General features: G+C 36.3%; 10 protein-coding genes. 4 read left to right on the forward strand and 6 right to left on the reverse strand.

The window, feature by feature from the left end; translation table 11 throughout:
- Window positions 1–356: 356 nt before the first annotated feature.
- Together PN497_RS04385 and PN497_RS04390 are read left to right on the forward strand one after the other, a co-directional pair.
- Window positions 357–854: a bifunctional nuclease family protein gene (locus PN497_RS04385; RefSeq protein ID WP_096572152.1), complete on the forward strand. Its 498-nt coding sequence runs from the start codon at window positions 357–359 to the stop codon at window positions 852–854.
- A 149-nt stretch (window positions 855–1003) separates the two neighbouring features.
- A complete protein-coding gene (locus tag PN497_RS04390; RefSeq protein WP_096572869.1) occupies window positions 1004–2134 on the forward strand; it encodes an aldo/keto reductase in 1131 nt (376 codons plus the stop codon).
- 263 nt (window positions 2135–2397) lie between these two features.
- Here the strand turns inward: PN497_RS04390 and PN497_RS04395 are convergent, their stop codons facing one another.
- The 3 genes from PN497_RS04395 to PN497_RS04405 form a co-directional block, all read right to left on the reverse strand.
- Window positions 2398–5673 carry a type ISP restriction/modification enzyme gene (locus PN497_RS04395; RefSeq protein WP_096572153.1) on the reverse strand — a complete coding sequence of 1092 codons (3276 nt, stop codon included), beginning with the start codon at window positions 5671–5673 and terminating at the stop codon, window positions 2398–2400.
- A 148-nt stretch (window positions 5674–5821) separates the two neighbouring features.
- Window positions 5822–6160, reverse strand: a complete 339-nt coding sequence (locus tag PN497_RS04400; protein WP_096572154.1) for a carbon dioxide-concentrating mechanism protein CcmK — start codon at window positions 6158–6160, stop codon at window positions 5822–5824.
- A 129-nt stretch (window positions 6161–6289) separates the two neighbouring features.
- Window positions 6290–6895 (reverse strand): DUF3318 domain-containing protein, encoded by a 606-nt coding sequence (locus tag PN497_RS04405; protein ID WP_096572870.1) that lies wholly within the window; start codon window positions 6893–6895, stop codon window positions 6290–6292.
- Window positions 6896–6966: 71 nt separating this feature from the next.
- On the opposite strand from PN497_RS04405, the gene PN497_RS04410 reads away from it, so the two are divergent.
- On the forward strand, window positions 6967–7197 hold the full coding sequence (locus PN497_RS04410; protein ID WP_096572155.1) for a hypothetical protein: 231 nt from the start codon (window positions 6967–6969) through the stop codon (window positions 7195–7197).
- 429 nt (window positions 7198–7626) lie between these two features.
- Here the strand turns inward: PN497_RS04410 and PN497_RS04415 are convergent, their stop codons facing one another.
- Together PN497_RS04415 and PN497_RS04420 are read right to left on the reverse strand one after the other, a co-directional pair.
- Window positions 7627–8316 carry an N-acetylmannosamine-6-phosphate 2-epimerase gene (locus PN497_RS04415; protein ID WP_096572156.1) on the reverse strand — a complete coding sequence of 230 codons (690 nt, stop codon included), beginning with the start codon at window positions 8314–8316 and terminating at the stop codon, window positions 7627–7629.
- A 95-nt stretch (window positions 8317–8411) separates the two neighbouring features.
- Window positions 8412–10373, reverse strand: coding sequence for a GAF domain-containing sensor histidine kinase (locus PN497_RS04420; RefSeq protein ID WP_096572157.1), 1962 nt, complete (start codon window positions 10371–10373; stop codon window positions 8412–8414).
- A 200-nt stretch (window positions 10374–10573) separates the two neighbouring features.
- On the opposite strand from PN497_RS04420, the gene cobN reads away from it, so the two are divergent.
- A complete protein-coding gene (cobN, locus tag PN497_RS04425; protein WP_096572158.1) occupies window positions 10574–14374 on the forward strand; it encodes a cobaltochelatase subunit CobN in 3801 nt (1266 codons plus the stop codon).
- A gap of 84 nt (window positions 14375–14458) precedes the next feature.
- On the opposite strand, the gene PN497_RS04430 is transcribed toward cobN, so the two are convergent.
- Window positions 14459–14914: a Fur family transcriptional regulator gene (locus PN497_RS04430; RefSeq protein ID WP_096572159.1), complete on the reverse strand. Its 456-nt coding sequence runs from the start codon at window positions 14912–14914 to the stop codon at window positions 14459–14461.
- Window positions 14915–14998: the final 84 nt, after the last annotated feature.

The raw sequence follows: 14998 nt of genomic DNA on the forward strand, positions 1-14998 counted from the left end.
GAGGAGAGCATTTTGACTTACTCTGGTGTTTACTACAAGTTCGGAGTCATCGGGTGGAGATTAATTTTCCGATAAAGCCTTATATACTGCCACATATCGGACAATAATTGCTCGTATTTGGCTATAACTCGCTTCCCAAAAGATAGGCGTTTAAGCTGAAAGAGGGAACACTGCTCTCATTTTGCCAATAAAATCAGGAGTAAAGTCCAGATTATCTGGGTTTTATGTAGCAGTTTAATAGAAGCGATTATAAAGAAGAAAAGCCCTATGTTTACTTCTGTCTTAGAAAAACCCAATCAAGGGTATGTTTTGCCACATAGCACTCAAGCAATACAAGGATTTTAGAGGGTTGGCCAATGATTGAAATGAGAGTCGCTGGTATAGCTTTAGATGCCATAACCCGTAGTCCGATTGTACTCCTGAAAGATAGTTCAGATCGTCGGGCTTTACCAATTTATATCGGTCAGGATCAAGCTAGGGCGATTATGGGTGCTATGGAGCATCAAAAACCCCCTAGACCTTTAACTCATGACTTGATGGTAAATGTTTTGGAAGCATGGAATATGACCTTAGAAAAGGTGATAATTCATTCTTTGCAAAAGGATACATTCTACGCTGCTTTAATTGTGCAGCAAGGAGAGGTAAAAAAAGAAATAGATTCTCGTCCTAGTGATGCGATCGCCATTGCTTTACGGACAAATGCACCGATTTGGGTGATGGAAGAAGTGGTAGCAGATGCTTCTATTCCCGTTGATCGTGATGCGGATGAAGCTGAACAACAAGCTTTCCGGGAATTTGTTTCTAATCTTCGTCCTGAAGATTTAATCAAGCGATTTGGTAACGGTGACGGTTAAATAGGGGACTGGGGACTGGGGACTGGTGACTGGGGAAGAAGCAGGGGAGCAGGGAGCAGGGAGCAGAGGGAAATTATTTGTATTTTCCCAATCACCAATCACCAATCACCAATTACCCATTACCCATTACCCATTACCCATTACCCATTATGCAATATCGACGTTTTGGTAAAACAAATTTAAAATTATCAGTGTTTTCTTTGGGAACAATGCGTTATTTAAATAACGTAGAAACTGCTCATCAAACTATTGAAAAAGCTTTATCTTTAGGTATCAATCACATAGAAACTGCTAGAGGTTATGGTAAAAGTGAGGAGTATTTAGGTACAGCAATAAAAAGCGGTTTATCAGTACCAAGAAATCAATTATATATCACTACTAAAATTCCTCCCTGTGCTGATGCTGACACCATGCATCAGTACATTGATGAATCTTTACAACGTTTAAATTTAGATTATTTAGATTGTTTGGGTATTCATGGTTTAAATACTAAGCAACATTTAGAATGGGTAGAAGCTAAAAATGGCTGTATGCAAGCTGTTCATGAAGCTGTAAATGATGGCAGAGTTAAACATATTGGTTTCTCTACTCATGGTGCTTTAGAGATTATTTTGGCAGCAATTAATACAGATTTATTTGAATTTGTGAATTTGCATTATTATTATTTTTTCCAACGTAATAATTTAGCGATTGAAGCAGCTACAAAAAAAGATATGGGTGTATTTATTATTTCTCCTGCTGATAAAGGAGGAAGACTTTACACACCACCAGACAAATTAAAAGAACTGTGTCAACCTTTCACACCTTTAGAATTAAATTATCGGTTTTTATTGAGTGATTCCAGAATTACAACTTTAAGCGTCGGTGCTGCAACTCCAGAAGAATTAATTGCACCTTTGGCAGTTTCTCATAATATTAATGAGTTAACAACAGAAGAGATAAAAGTTTTTAAAAACTTAGAAAATCAAAAGAATCAAGTTTTAGGAACTGATAAATGTAGTCAATGTTATGCTTGTTTACCTTGTCCTGAAAATATCAATATTCCTGAAGTTTTAAGATTAAGAAATTTGGCAGTTGCTTATGATATGATTGATTATGGAAAATATCGTTATGCAATGTTTGAAAATGCGGGTCATTGGTTTCCCGGAATGAAAGGAAATCGGTGTACAGAATGCGGTGATTGTTTACCGAAATGTCCTGAAAATTTAGATATTCCTGCTTTATTAAATGATACCCATGAAAGATTAAATGGGAAAGGGGGGAGGAGGTTGTGGGGTTAGATATTTTGTCAGAATCAGAATGTCCAGGATTAAAACATTAAATATTTTTTGTCAGAATCAGGATGTCCAGGATTTAAGGATTTTCAGGATGGAGATATTTAATATTTTCAGAATATGATTATATTACTTTCGATATAAAGATTTTAAATGTTTTTTGATAAATACTATATTATTACAATCTCCAAATCATCTTGAACACAATCCCAATAAAAATCCTGAAAATCCTCAAATCCTGGATATCCTGATTCTGACAAAAACCTCATTTACTCAATCGGAAACCCAGGAATAATTTGATCAATATCTTCCATAATACGTAAAGTTTCAGTTAACACAACCACGATTTTTTGATAATGGATAATTTCATCATTTGATAATTTGCGTTTAGCATTTTTTCTATCTTTTAACCATTTATCTAAAACTTGATATCCACCAATTTTAACTTCCCAGATATGTTGAGGAATATCTGTAAAATAATTCTGTTTATTAATATAAACTCTCTGTAATTCTGAATTATAGGTGACTTCAGTAATTTGATGATCTCCTATTTCCTGATATGTTGTAATTAAATTATTCAGAAGATCAGATTTCATTAAATGTAAATTTACTAATGCTTCTCCTTTGTTTGCTAAAGCATTAAATAGATTTTGATTACTTGTCAAAGGAAGACGGGGAAAATCTATTTTGAGAAATTCAGCGTATCTACTGCGATAAGTAGGACTATGAAAAATAGCATAAGCATAGTAAAATATTTGTTCTGGGGTGGGTGTTTTACCAAGTTTATTTTTAATCGCTTCTAAAAATTGAGTAGATAAATTAGGAGTTTTTTCTACAAAAAGATTTGTTTGATCATTATCTGTATTTGGGTATGTATACAGGAGAAATAAATAATTAGTTTCTCTAGTTTTATTAGAAATAGCGCAACATTCTATAATTTGATCAGAAACACTCACTAAACTCCATTCTCCAGATTGAGACTGTTGACGACATAAAATCAAACCAATATTATTTAATTTATTTACATTTTGCATGATTTCATTTCTAGTTAACTCTACGACATCCTGATGATGATAGTAAAACCTTGTATCAAAGGGACGATAGAAACAAGTAGTAAAATAATTCATCCAATCTAGATTACTAGATAATAATTTTCTTTTGATACTAATTTTCCAATCACGAGTATCTCGCAGATCATAAATATTAACTAATTTATCATCTGTTATATCTAAATTTCTAAAATCTTCTATTCTTTTACGTAATTGTTGTAAATCAAAATCTATAACAAAGTGATCTCGATGAGTCTTAACACCTGTTGAATTTACAGGAAAAATATCTGTAACACTCCAACCTTGATTATATTCTGTAGCTAAATCAAAATTTTTCGGTGCAAAAAAATAATTAGGTGCAGTAGGTTTAACCTCTATCCAATTAACATTATCTAAACTTGTAGACTCTAAAAAATTATATTTTTCCTCCCGACATCCCCACAAATCATAATAGAAAACCTGCGCTAACTCCTTCACCCCATCTCTAGACTTATAAGCAGTAGAAAAATAATCAGGTGCGCTTTTTTCCCTAACAGCAATTAAAATCGCTACCCCTTGCTGAATATCAAAAACATTTTCATCAACACCCCCATCTGGTGAGGTTTCTTTTAATAAAGAATTACCATGTAAATCCATTATATATAAAGTATCAAAATATTTCAATAACTCCTCTCTCATTCCTCGATGAATCAAACCATTAATATACGAATGATTAGTAATAAAACCGATAATTCCATAACCTTGAGGAGTTTTTTGAATTTGATATTGTGCAAACCGAATAAATTTAATATAATCATCATCTAAAGGTTGAATATTTTTCTCACCTTCTAATCTCACCCTACCTTTATATAATTCTAAAAGTTCCCCAATATGGGTTAATTCTGTAATTGTTTTTCCAGCTTTACCATTTTTTAAAACTTTATTCCACACTAAACCCGTATATTCAACATCTGCTAAATATTTCTCATCTTGATTTAAAATTCTCTTGCGTTTACTCGCATTCTGTGAACTCACGGAATAGGGAGGATTACCCAATACTACCATAATCGGAATTTCTGTTTTCACATTTGCAGCTTGACTAGATTCTTCCGCGATAATTTGAGTAATACCAGGAATTAAATCACCTTGTTTTATCCCTTCTTCCAAAGCATTAGTTAAATAGATTTTTAACCTTTCATCCGGTGCAAACTCATATTTAAAATCTGCTAATAATAAACCTAATTTTAAATGTGCTATTGTATAAGCAGTCATTAATAATTCAAATCCAAATAAACGATTTAAAACTTCTGCATCTTTTAACCACAGATTCCATCTATCAACACCATATTTAGCAACATTATCACGCATTTGTTTAATGACTGCATATAAAAATGTCCCTGTTCCCGTTGCAGGATCAAGAATTGTTACTCGTCTATTACCTAACCCGTATTCTAAATCAAAAATATTTCTATCAGTTAAAATATCATTAACTGCACGCACAATAAAATTAACTACAGGTTCAGGAGTATAATAAACACCGCGACTTTTTCTTAAAGATGCTTGATAAGCTGCTAAAAATGTTTCATAAAAATGCAAAACCGGATCTTCTGTTCGCGTTTCTCGACCAAAATTTTCTAAAATATTGGTCATATCTATTGTGTTAAATAATTCTATTAAATTTTCAATTGATTTGTGAATTTTACTAACACTATTAGCACCATTAGCATTAATTACTATATCGAAAAACCCTTTTAAAAAAGGTATTCTTTCAGTAATATAAATACTAGCATTGGTGCGGTTAAAAACAAAATCTCCTGGGTTTTGTGCATGATTATTTGCATGATTTATTTTTGCAGTAAATAAACCATAAGCGATAGTTTGGGCGTACATATCCGCAAAACTAGCGTTATCTATATCTAAAAGTAGTAATTTTTTAAATGGTTCTTTTAATTCTTTTAATTCTTTTAATTCGTCCGTAGTTGTTTCAATAATCAAAGATGATGCAATAGCATTTCTGATAGTTTTAGTATAAGTTGCCATTGCTTTAGCCAAATCATAATAGTTATTAATGTCTTTGGCTTTTTGATTAATAAATGACTGTAATAATTCTGTTATCGGTTGTAAATCATCAACCAAAGAAATTTCATTGTCTTTGATATTAGCTAATTTAGCTATTTTTTCACATTCACCATCTACATACCAACGAAAATCCAGATAATTTGTTAATATAAAATTATAACCAATATTAGATTCTAAATAGCGTTTAATTTGTTCAGATTTATCTAACTTACTAATATCAACATTAACATCCTTAGCCTCAATATATCCCACAACCCGATCATTTTTTCTAATAGTCAGGTCAGGAATACCAGCTTGATTACCTTTTTCTTCCACTATAACATTAACACCAATAATCAAACCCTCTATCAGACGTTCCAAACTAGAGTAATGACTACGTTCACCACCATGTTTAATCTTGTCTTGTAAATCTTGGATGTAATTATTAAAATCTGACATAAGTCTCTAAAAACCTCTTACCTTTGTGTACTTTGCGTCCTTTGCGGTTCAATCAAATTAAGCCTGGGATAATTTTCCATTGTTAGATAAAAATCAAATGACACATTTGGCTTATTACCATCTTATAGAATTTCTATAGTCAACCTAATTAATTACTTAATGGGGGAGGAAAACGGATATCTGTGTTAAATTGGTTAATCCTAGAACTTTGATAAATTGGTAAAACACATTCTAAATTTTCATGGGGACGGGGAATAATATGATGGGAAAGTATCTCACCACCATTCACTTTTAAAACTGATTTTAATCCTTCTGTGACTGCCATTTTTACTTCGGCCACATCACCACGAATTAAAATTGTAATTCTGCCTAAATCGGTATTTTCATAACCTACAAATGTGATTCTAGCTGCTTTACACATTGCGTCTGCTGCTTCCACTGCTGCGGGAACACCATATACTTCTATCATGCCTAATGCTAATGTCAATGTTGTTTTCCTCTTATTGTTAGCTCAAATTTTGTTAGCTCAAATTGGCGTAAACCATTAATAAAACCTCAATTCCCAAAGAATTTTCACACTGTCACCTGTCACCTGTTCCCTGTCACCTGTTCCCTGTCACTTACTATAGTTATCTGGAATACCTACAGGTGATAAACCAGCGATCGCTCTTAAATTTTGACACCTAATTAATTCATTAAAATCTAAACCAGAACGCCCTTCAATTTTTGCTACTGTTTCAATGGCAGTTAACAAATGTTGGGCTGCTTCTGCTTCTGAATAACCCCGTCTTTGGGCGATAAAAACGGCTGTTGTATCGGCTTTTAATTGTGATGCTTGGGATTGATTGATGCGCCAGATTCGCACCCCAGCGAAAGCACTTAATCCCCCAGCTATAATTACACCTATCACATCAGACTGAGCAGCTTCCACTACTCCACCCAATAACCCTGCTAAAAACACTCCTTGATAAATGTCTGGTTGTATCCACTTCACCCCTGTTAACCAACTTACCTGATGTAACAGTAGTAAATCTCGCTGTGGTTTTGTCAAGCGTCGCCACAAATCAAAATTAATATATATTGGTCTATCCTGACTCCAGGGTAAGGGAAAAGCGGCATCTATGACCTTGTTTTGCTCTGGTTTACTGACGATTTTCGTCATCATTCGCCCAGAAGCGGGCATGACATCTAACAAACGGCGAATTTCAATATTTGGCTCTATCATTTTCATTATTAGAGATAATATTATTATGTATATTAATTTACTACTAAAACTTTACTGAAAATATTTATATGGACGCTTTTGCTCCCACACCACCAGAATGGACAAATCAAGCAGTTCACGCTTATGAATTTTGCTGTCCCAAATGTCACTCTAGCAGTAGAGAAGCGGTACAAGTTTGGTTAAATCGGCGATCGCCTGTGACAACACCAGAAAATCGTCGCAAATGGCAAGAATTTTACCTGTGTCATTGTGGTTGTGCTTGGTGGGCTTGGAGTAGCGATCGCAAAGCTCCCAACTAATATCAATCACGTCTGTACGGACGTTTGCGAAGTATGCTGGAAGCATCAGCATTGGGCAATCAATGATCAATTTTTGTCTAAGGTTAAGCTGTTGTGCATTTAATTTGTATAAGTGGAACAGGCATCTTGCCTGTTAAACAAGAGTTCAGAATATTAGGATTATACAATTTAGCTGTGTAACAGCTTATTTTCCTGTAAGAGGATGTTTGAAAAGTTTTTAATGTATAAATAAACCCCTCTCCAAACCTCTCCCCGACGCGGGGAGAGGCTTTGAAACCCCCATTCCCTTGTAGGGAAGGGGGGAAGGGGGGTTAGGTTTCTAGAGATTATCGGTTTCATCTAATACTTTTCAAACAACCTCTAAGGGCGAAGCATTCGGACGATCAATTATCAATTTTTATCACAGGCTATTTTCCGAATGCTTCGCCCCTACTTCGCCCCTACTTCGCCCCTACTGACTTCTTCTACATAAGCTTTCACTTGCAAATCAATACCAGTAATTGCAGTACCAACTACAACTGCATCAGCACCTACTAAATTCAATGCTTTTTTTGCTTCTTTGGGGGAAGAAATACCACCTTCACAAATAACAAAGGTATCTAATTTTTCTACTATCTGTGTGAGAAGTTCCCAACCAGGAGGGGCAAAATTTTTAGTTTCCGCAGTGTACCCAAAAAGAGTAGTACCAACAATATCAGCACCTGCGTCAACAGCTAATTTTGCAGAAGTAAATGTATCCACATCTGCCATGACTGGTTTACCTAATTCTTGATGAATGCGGGTAATAATATCAATTAATTTTTCATCACCTGGACGATATCTAGTAGTTGCATCTATAGCAATAATATCAGCACCAGCTTCAGCCACTGCTACAGCATGATGAAACTGGGGGGTAATATATACATCAGAACCTGCTATTACTTGTTTCCAAAGTCCAATAATTGGTACATTGACTTTTTCCCGCACGGCTTTGATATGATTGGGTGTGTCAATTCTCACGGCTACAGCACCATTATTCACTGCGGCTTGTGCCATTGCGGCAATAATATAAGGATCATGTAATGGTGACTCTACAGGTGCTTGACAGGAAACTATTAATCCTTTTTCTAAATTAATCATGTTTGATGTTGAGGTAATTGGTAATTGGTAATTGGTAATTGGTAATTGGAGTTTTTTGAATTACAAATTATCAATTATCAATTATCAATTATCAATTATTTTAATTGTTTTGGTATCCAAACAGTAAAAATTGAACCCATACCTACAGTTGATTCTACTTCAATTCGACCCCGATGAAGTTCTACCAGTTGTTTAGTTAAAGCTAAACCAACTCCTGTACCTTCATAGCGACGACGATAGGGAGTATCAAGTTGTTGAAATTTCTCAAACAGTAATGGTAATTTTTCTTCTGGTATACCAATTCCAGTATCTTCTACTTGAAATACAGCGGTATTTTCTTCTACCCATAGACGTAACGTGACATTACCACCTTCTGGGGTGAACTTAATAGCATTAGTTAATAAATTCCAAAGAATTTGTTCTATTCTTCCAGAATCAGCTTGAAAAATATCACTGGTAGAATTAATTTGTAAATCAAGTTTCAGGGTAACTTTTTCACTGGTTGCTTTTTCTAATAAAGAGTCTAATATCTTTTCTGCTGACTTCACTAAAGAAAATTCAGCAATATTTAATACTGTTTTCCCCGCCTCAATCTGTGATAAATCGAGGATATCATTAATCATTTCTAATAGGTGTTCTCCGCTGTCATGGATAGTTTGTAAATAATCCCGTTGTCGTTGACTTAACTCACCCAAAGGCCAGCGCAATAATGTAGAAGACATCCCAATAACATAAGTTAAAGGAGTTAATAATTCATGGCTGATAGTAGCGAGAAATTCACTTCTGAGACGACTGGCTGCTTCTGCTGCTAAAAGTGCTTCTCGCAGTGCCATTGTCCGTTCAATTACTCGTTGTTCTAAAGTTTGTTTTTCTTGAGTCAAAGTGCGTGTAGCTTCTCGCAAAGAACCCATTAATTCAGATTGATGAATAGCTATAGCTAACTGTTCTGCAACTGATGACAACAAGCTTTTTTCACTTTCACTCCAATTACGAGGAGTATGACATTGATGAGCAATTAATAAACCCCAAAGTTTATCTTCAAAAATAATCGGGGCTGCCAACTTTGCCCTTATTTTATTCTTCTTTAAAAAATTCAATAAACAATCTTCTAGGGAATAGGTTTTTTCTACATCATCTACTGCTAAAGTAAAACCTTGGTGATATTTTTCCCAAGATCCAGAATTTCGATTCAGACAGTTTTCTTCTTGCAAATTCAAAACAGAGGTAATCGAATCTTGTCCTAGAGATTCATATACTACACAACCCCCATACTGTTGACGGTCTTGTTCTGTAAGTTTAGAGTTGACTACAGTAGGTGCTAAATATTGACAGTTAAGAGATGTGTTTTGCGTATTAGCTGGAGATGATAAAAATTTATAGATGACTAATCTATCTAATTCCAAAAACTCACGTACTTGAGTAATTGCCGTGTCCATAATTACAGGCAAATCTAGACTTTTACGGATTTGCGTTGTTACCTTATTTAACAGCCGTTCTTGGGCAATTTGTTTTGTGAGAGCATCTTCTACAGGTTTACAACTAAAACCTTCCGTGAGAATGGAAATAGTAGATGTTTGTGAGTCCTTGTTAACAAGTGGGAGGAGATATTCCAATAACAATAGGGTAAATTTACTTTGCAGCGTTGCATCATTAGGAGCAAGAACTTGTTGATATTGTGTGATGTTTTTGTAAGTGTAAGAATGAGACTCAAATAAATTTCTTAAATTAGATACAAAAGCAGCGATCGCTTGGGAATTAAATGTCAAACTAGCATTTAAGCAATTTAAGGTAACATCTTCCTTGTGTGCTACCCTACTTCCCTCTTCCCCTGCCTCTATGTTGCCTAACAACAGCGCACTAAATCGCTCAGAAACTACAAGCGTAAATCGTTGTTGTTGCCACTCAACAGGAATGAGAATCCGCGCCAGCACAGCTTCTGTAAGTACCAAAGCAGCACTGCCTATTGCTTGAGCCATCTGGTGCAACAACTCGCCAAGCCGATTAAATATACTTAAAGGCAAGGTTCGAGAAAAGCTCAAATCGGGAGAACTAAGCATTTTCAAAATTCTAATGAGATGGGCGGAATACCTAAGTAGGGTAATGGGGAATGGGTAATGGGTAATGGGGTTATTTACCTCCCCAGCTTCCCATCTCCCTATCTTCCCATCGTCTTAGCCTGTTCGTAGGACTTGCAGGATTTTTCCTGGTTTTTTGTGATTGTGTACTAATCAACAGTTTAAGGTAGTAATAAAGAATTATGCATCGTATAAGTGCCACACCAGGCGGATGGAATCAGTCAGACGGTTTAGTTCTTCTGGAACAAACCCCAGCCCCTTTCGTTTTGATTACTGCTGCTGACACCGACATTCAAACTTTAGCAGCAACAGTACCAAAATTACCTGCCGAATTTCCTCAAATTAGAGTTGCTAACCTGCTGCAACTACAGCAACAAATCAGTATTGATAATTATGGCGAACAAGTTTTAGAACTTGCCCAGGTAATTGTTTTGCGCCTATTAGGAGGAAGTTCCTACTGGGCGTATGGTTTGGAAGTGGTGCAGGAAATTGCCGCAAGTAATGGCATAACTTTAATTGTAATGCCTGGAGACGACGCTCTTGATCCAGATTTAATATCAAAATCAACTATTTCTACTGAACTTGTTAACCAAGTATGGCAGTATTTCCGGGAAGGTGGTATAGAAAATTTCCTGAATGCTCTACTTTTTATCGCTGATATTTCCCTCTTAACCACATTCAACCCCCCACAACCACAACCTGTTCCCCGTGTGGGATTGTATAAAGGACAGGGAGCAGGGGAGGAAGAAGCAGAGGAGCAGGGGGAAGATTTTTCCCAATTACCCAAAATAGGTATTTTATTCTACCGCGCCCATTATTTAGCCGGAAATACAAAAGTTATTGATGCTTTATGTACTGCATTAATCAAGAAAAATTTACAACCTGTACCGATTTTTGTTTCTTCTTTACGTGAACCAGGTGTAACTGATGAGTTAATCAAGTTTTTTCAACCTGAAGATTCTCAACCTATTAGCCTGTTATTAAACACTACCAGTTTTTCTCTAGCACGTTTGGAGACGGAAACACCGCAAATTGAACTGTGGGAAAAGTTAGATGTGCCAGTGTTACAGGTGATTCTTTGTGCTAGTTCAGTGGAACAGTGGGAAGCACAGTTACAGGGTTTAACTCCCCGTGATATGGCCATGAATGTGGCTTTACCAGAGGTAGATGGGCGGATTATTACTAGGGCGGTTTCTTTTAAAAGTTGGCAAACTCGCAATGATGACTTGGAAACTGATGTAGTCGTTTATGAACCAGTGAGCGATCGCATTGATTTTGTTGCCCAACTGGCTGCAAATTGGGTCCGATTACGCCATAAAATGCCCTCAGAACGTCGTCTAGCTCTAATTTTGGCAAATTACCCCAACACCAATGGTAGGCTGGCTAATGGCGTAGGTTTGGATACTCCTGCTAGTTGTGTAGAAATCCTCAAGTCCTTAAAATCGGCTGGTTATGATGTGGGCGATATCCCCGCTGATGGTGATGAGTTAATTAAAATTTTAACTGCTGGTGTTACCAATGATCCAGAAGGAAAAGATTGGAAACGAGTAAATCAAAGTCTTTCTGTAGAAGAATATCAAAGGTATTTTACTACTTTACCTAAACCTGTACAACAAGGAATCACAGAAAGATGGGGATTACCAATTTCTGATCCAATCCAAAATCCAAAATCTAAAATCCAAAATTGGGCGATTTCCGGTATTCAATTTGGTAATGTTTTTGTAGGTATTCAACCATCAAGGGGTTATGAAAATGATCCGAGTTTAAATTATCATGCACCAGATTTAGAACCAACTCACGATTATTTGGCTTTTTATTATTGGGTAAGAGAAATTTTTGGCAGTGATGCGATCATTCATGTCGGAAAACATGGCAATTTAGAATGGTTACCAGGTAAAAGTGTAGCTTTATCTAATACTTGTTATCCTGAAATAGCCTTTGGTCCCATGCCTCATTTATATCCTTTTATTGTTAATGATCCAGGTGAAGGTTCACAAGCTAAACGTCGTTCTCAAGCAGTCATCATTGACCATCTGACACCACCCATGACACGGGCGGAATTATATGGAGCATTGCAACAGGTAGAAAATTTAATTGATGAATATTACGAAGCAGAAACATTAGATCCTTCTCGTTTACCCACATTACGCGATCGCATTCAAGAATTAGTCATCAAAGAAAATCTCTACAAAGATTTAGGTATCACTGATGAAAAGGATATTGTAAACTTTGAAAGTTTAATTTTAAACTCCTTAGATGGTTATTTGTGCGAACTCAAAGAAGCACAGATCCGCGACGGTTTACACATTTTCGGACAAGTTCCCCAAGGTAGACAACTAAGAGATTTAATCATTGCGATCGCCCGCATCCCCAACCGTCATTCTATCGGAATTACCCGTGCGATCGCAGAAAATTGGGGTTTAGATTTCGATCCTTTAACAACAGAATATAGTAATAAATTTCATCCTCCTGAAACTCTCTCTGCGCCTCTGCGTCTCTGCGTGCAAATTAAATCTTGTCATACCCACGGCGATGTCATTGAACTATTAGAAGAAGAAGCCGCTTTTTTAGTCGAAAAAATCATCAATTCCCAGTCACCAGTCACCAGTCACCAGTCACCAGTCCTTAACTGGATAGAATTAAAACTTCTTCCAGCATTAAAAAACACAACCCAAGAAATTACCAACTTACTTAAAGGAATAGATGGAAAATATGTTCCTAGTGCTGCATCTGGCGCACCGACAAGAGGAAGGCCAGAAGTTCTTCCCACAGGTAAAAATTTCTATGCTGTAGATATTCGCGCTATTCCTACAGAAACCGCCTGGGATGTGGGCAGAAAAGCAGCAGAAAATCTCATTGAAACCTACACTCAAGAACATGGAGAATATCCCAAAACTCTGGGTTTATCAGTTTGGGGAACTTCTACCATGAGAACAGGAGGAGATGATATTGCGGAAGCTTTAGCTTTACTTGGTGTGCAACCGATTTGGGATGGTGCAGCTAGAAGAGTAGTAGATTTTGAAATTCTACCTTTATCAATTTTAGGTCGTCCCCGTGTTGATGTGACTTTGAGAATTTCGGGATTTTTCCGTGATGCTTTTCCTAATTTAATTGATCTATTTTCTCAAGCAGTGGCAGCGGTTGCAAGTTTAGATGAACCAGAGGAGGAAAACCCGTTAGTAGGTGCGGTAAAGCAAGATATTGATTTATGGACACAACAAGGTTTAAGTTTAGAAGATGCCAAAGAGCGATCGCTTTATCGGGTTTTTGGTTCTAAACCCGGTGCTTATGGTGCTGGACTTCAAGGTTTAATCTCTTCCCAAAACTGGCAAACTGATCAAGATTTAGCCCAAGCTTACATCAACTGGAGTTCCTACGCTTACAAGGGAACAGAGAATAATAATACTGTCACCTCTCAAGAAGTATTTGTCGAAAGATTAAAAAAAATGCAGGTTGTTCTACATAATCAAGATAATCGAGAACATGATTTACTTGATTCTGATGACTATTATCAGTTTCAAGGTGGTTTAACTGCTGCGGTTCGTTCTCTCCAAGGCAAAAACCCCGAAACTTATTTTGGTGATAATGCTAATACATCTCAACCCAAAGTCCGTAAACTCAAAGAAGAAATTACTAGGGTTTATCGTTCCCGTGTGGTTAACCCGAAATGGATAGCAGGGGTAATGCGTCATGGTTATAAAGGCGCGTTTGAAATGGCAGCAACGGTAGATTTTTTATTTGCCTACGATGCCACCGCCCAATGTGTGGAAAATTATATGTATCAGGGAATTGTAGATAATTATTTACAAGATTCTGTAGTTTGTGAGTTTATTCACAACAAAAACCCTTGGGCTTTGCGAGATATAGCTGAAAGGTTGCTAGAAGCACACAAACGAGGTTTATGGGAAGATGTCAATTTAGAAACTTTGGAAAATTTGAGAAATTTAGTCCATGAAGCAGAAGCAGCTATAGAAGAAAATTAGTTATTGGGCATTGAACATTAGGTTATTCATCCGCCCAATCACCAATCACCAATCACCAATCACCAATCACCAATCACACATTAGCTAAAGTGGCATTAATGCCCGTTGGCATTTGGGACAAACAGCATGAATAGTTAATTGACAATCTAATAAGTGATAACCTTCTTTTTGGGCTGTTTTTGCACCGATTTTCAAAATTGAATCGTTTTTGAACTCAATTGTAGTATTACAACGAACACAAATCAGATGGTGGTGATGATGGGGATAAGGTTGGTTAATTTCATAGTGTTTATGTCCTTCACCCAACTCTAGTTCCCGTAAAATTCCCATCCTGGACATTAATTTGAGGGTGCGATAGATGGTTGATAAACTGATACCCTCACCATCACTCTCTAGGCGATGATAAAGATCCTCAGCACTTAAATGTTCACCCTGGGGAAGTTCTTGAAATATATGTAGAATTGTTTCTCGTTGAGGAGTTAAACGCCAGCCTCGGTCGTTTAGTTCTGCCTTAAGTGAACCAGTTGTGTAGACAGTCATACTAAATTTTCTCAACAAAGCCTGTTAATTGAGAATATAACAAATATTAGGAGCAATTTGCAACAATCCTAACTTATTGAGAAT

The organism is Sphaerospermopsis kisseleviana CS-549 (assembly GCF_028329225.1).
In the GTDB taxonomy this organism is placed as follows: Bacteria; Cyanobacteriota; Cyanobacteriia; order Cyanobacteriales; family Nostocaceae; genus Sphaerospermopsis; species Sphaerospermopsis kisseleviana.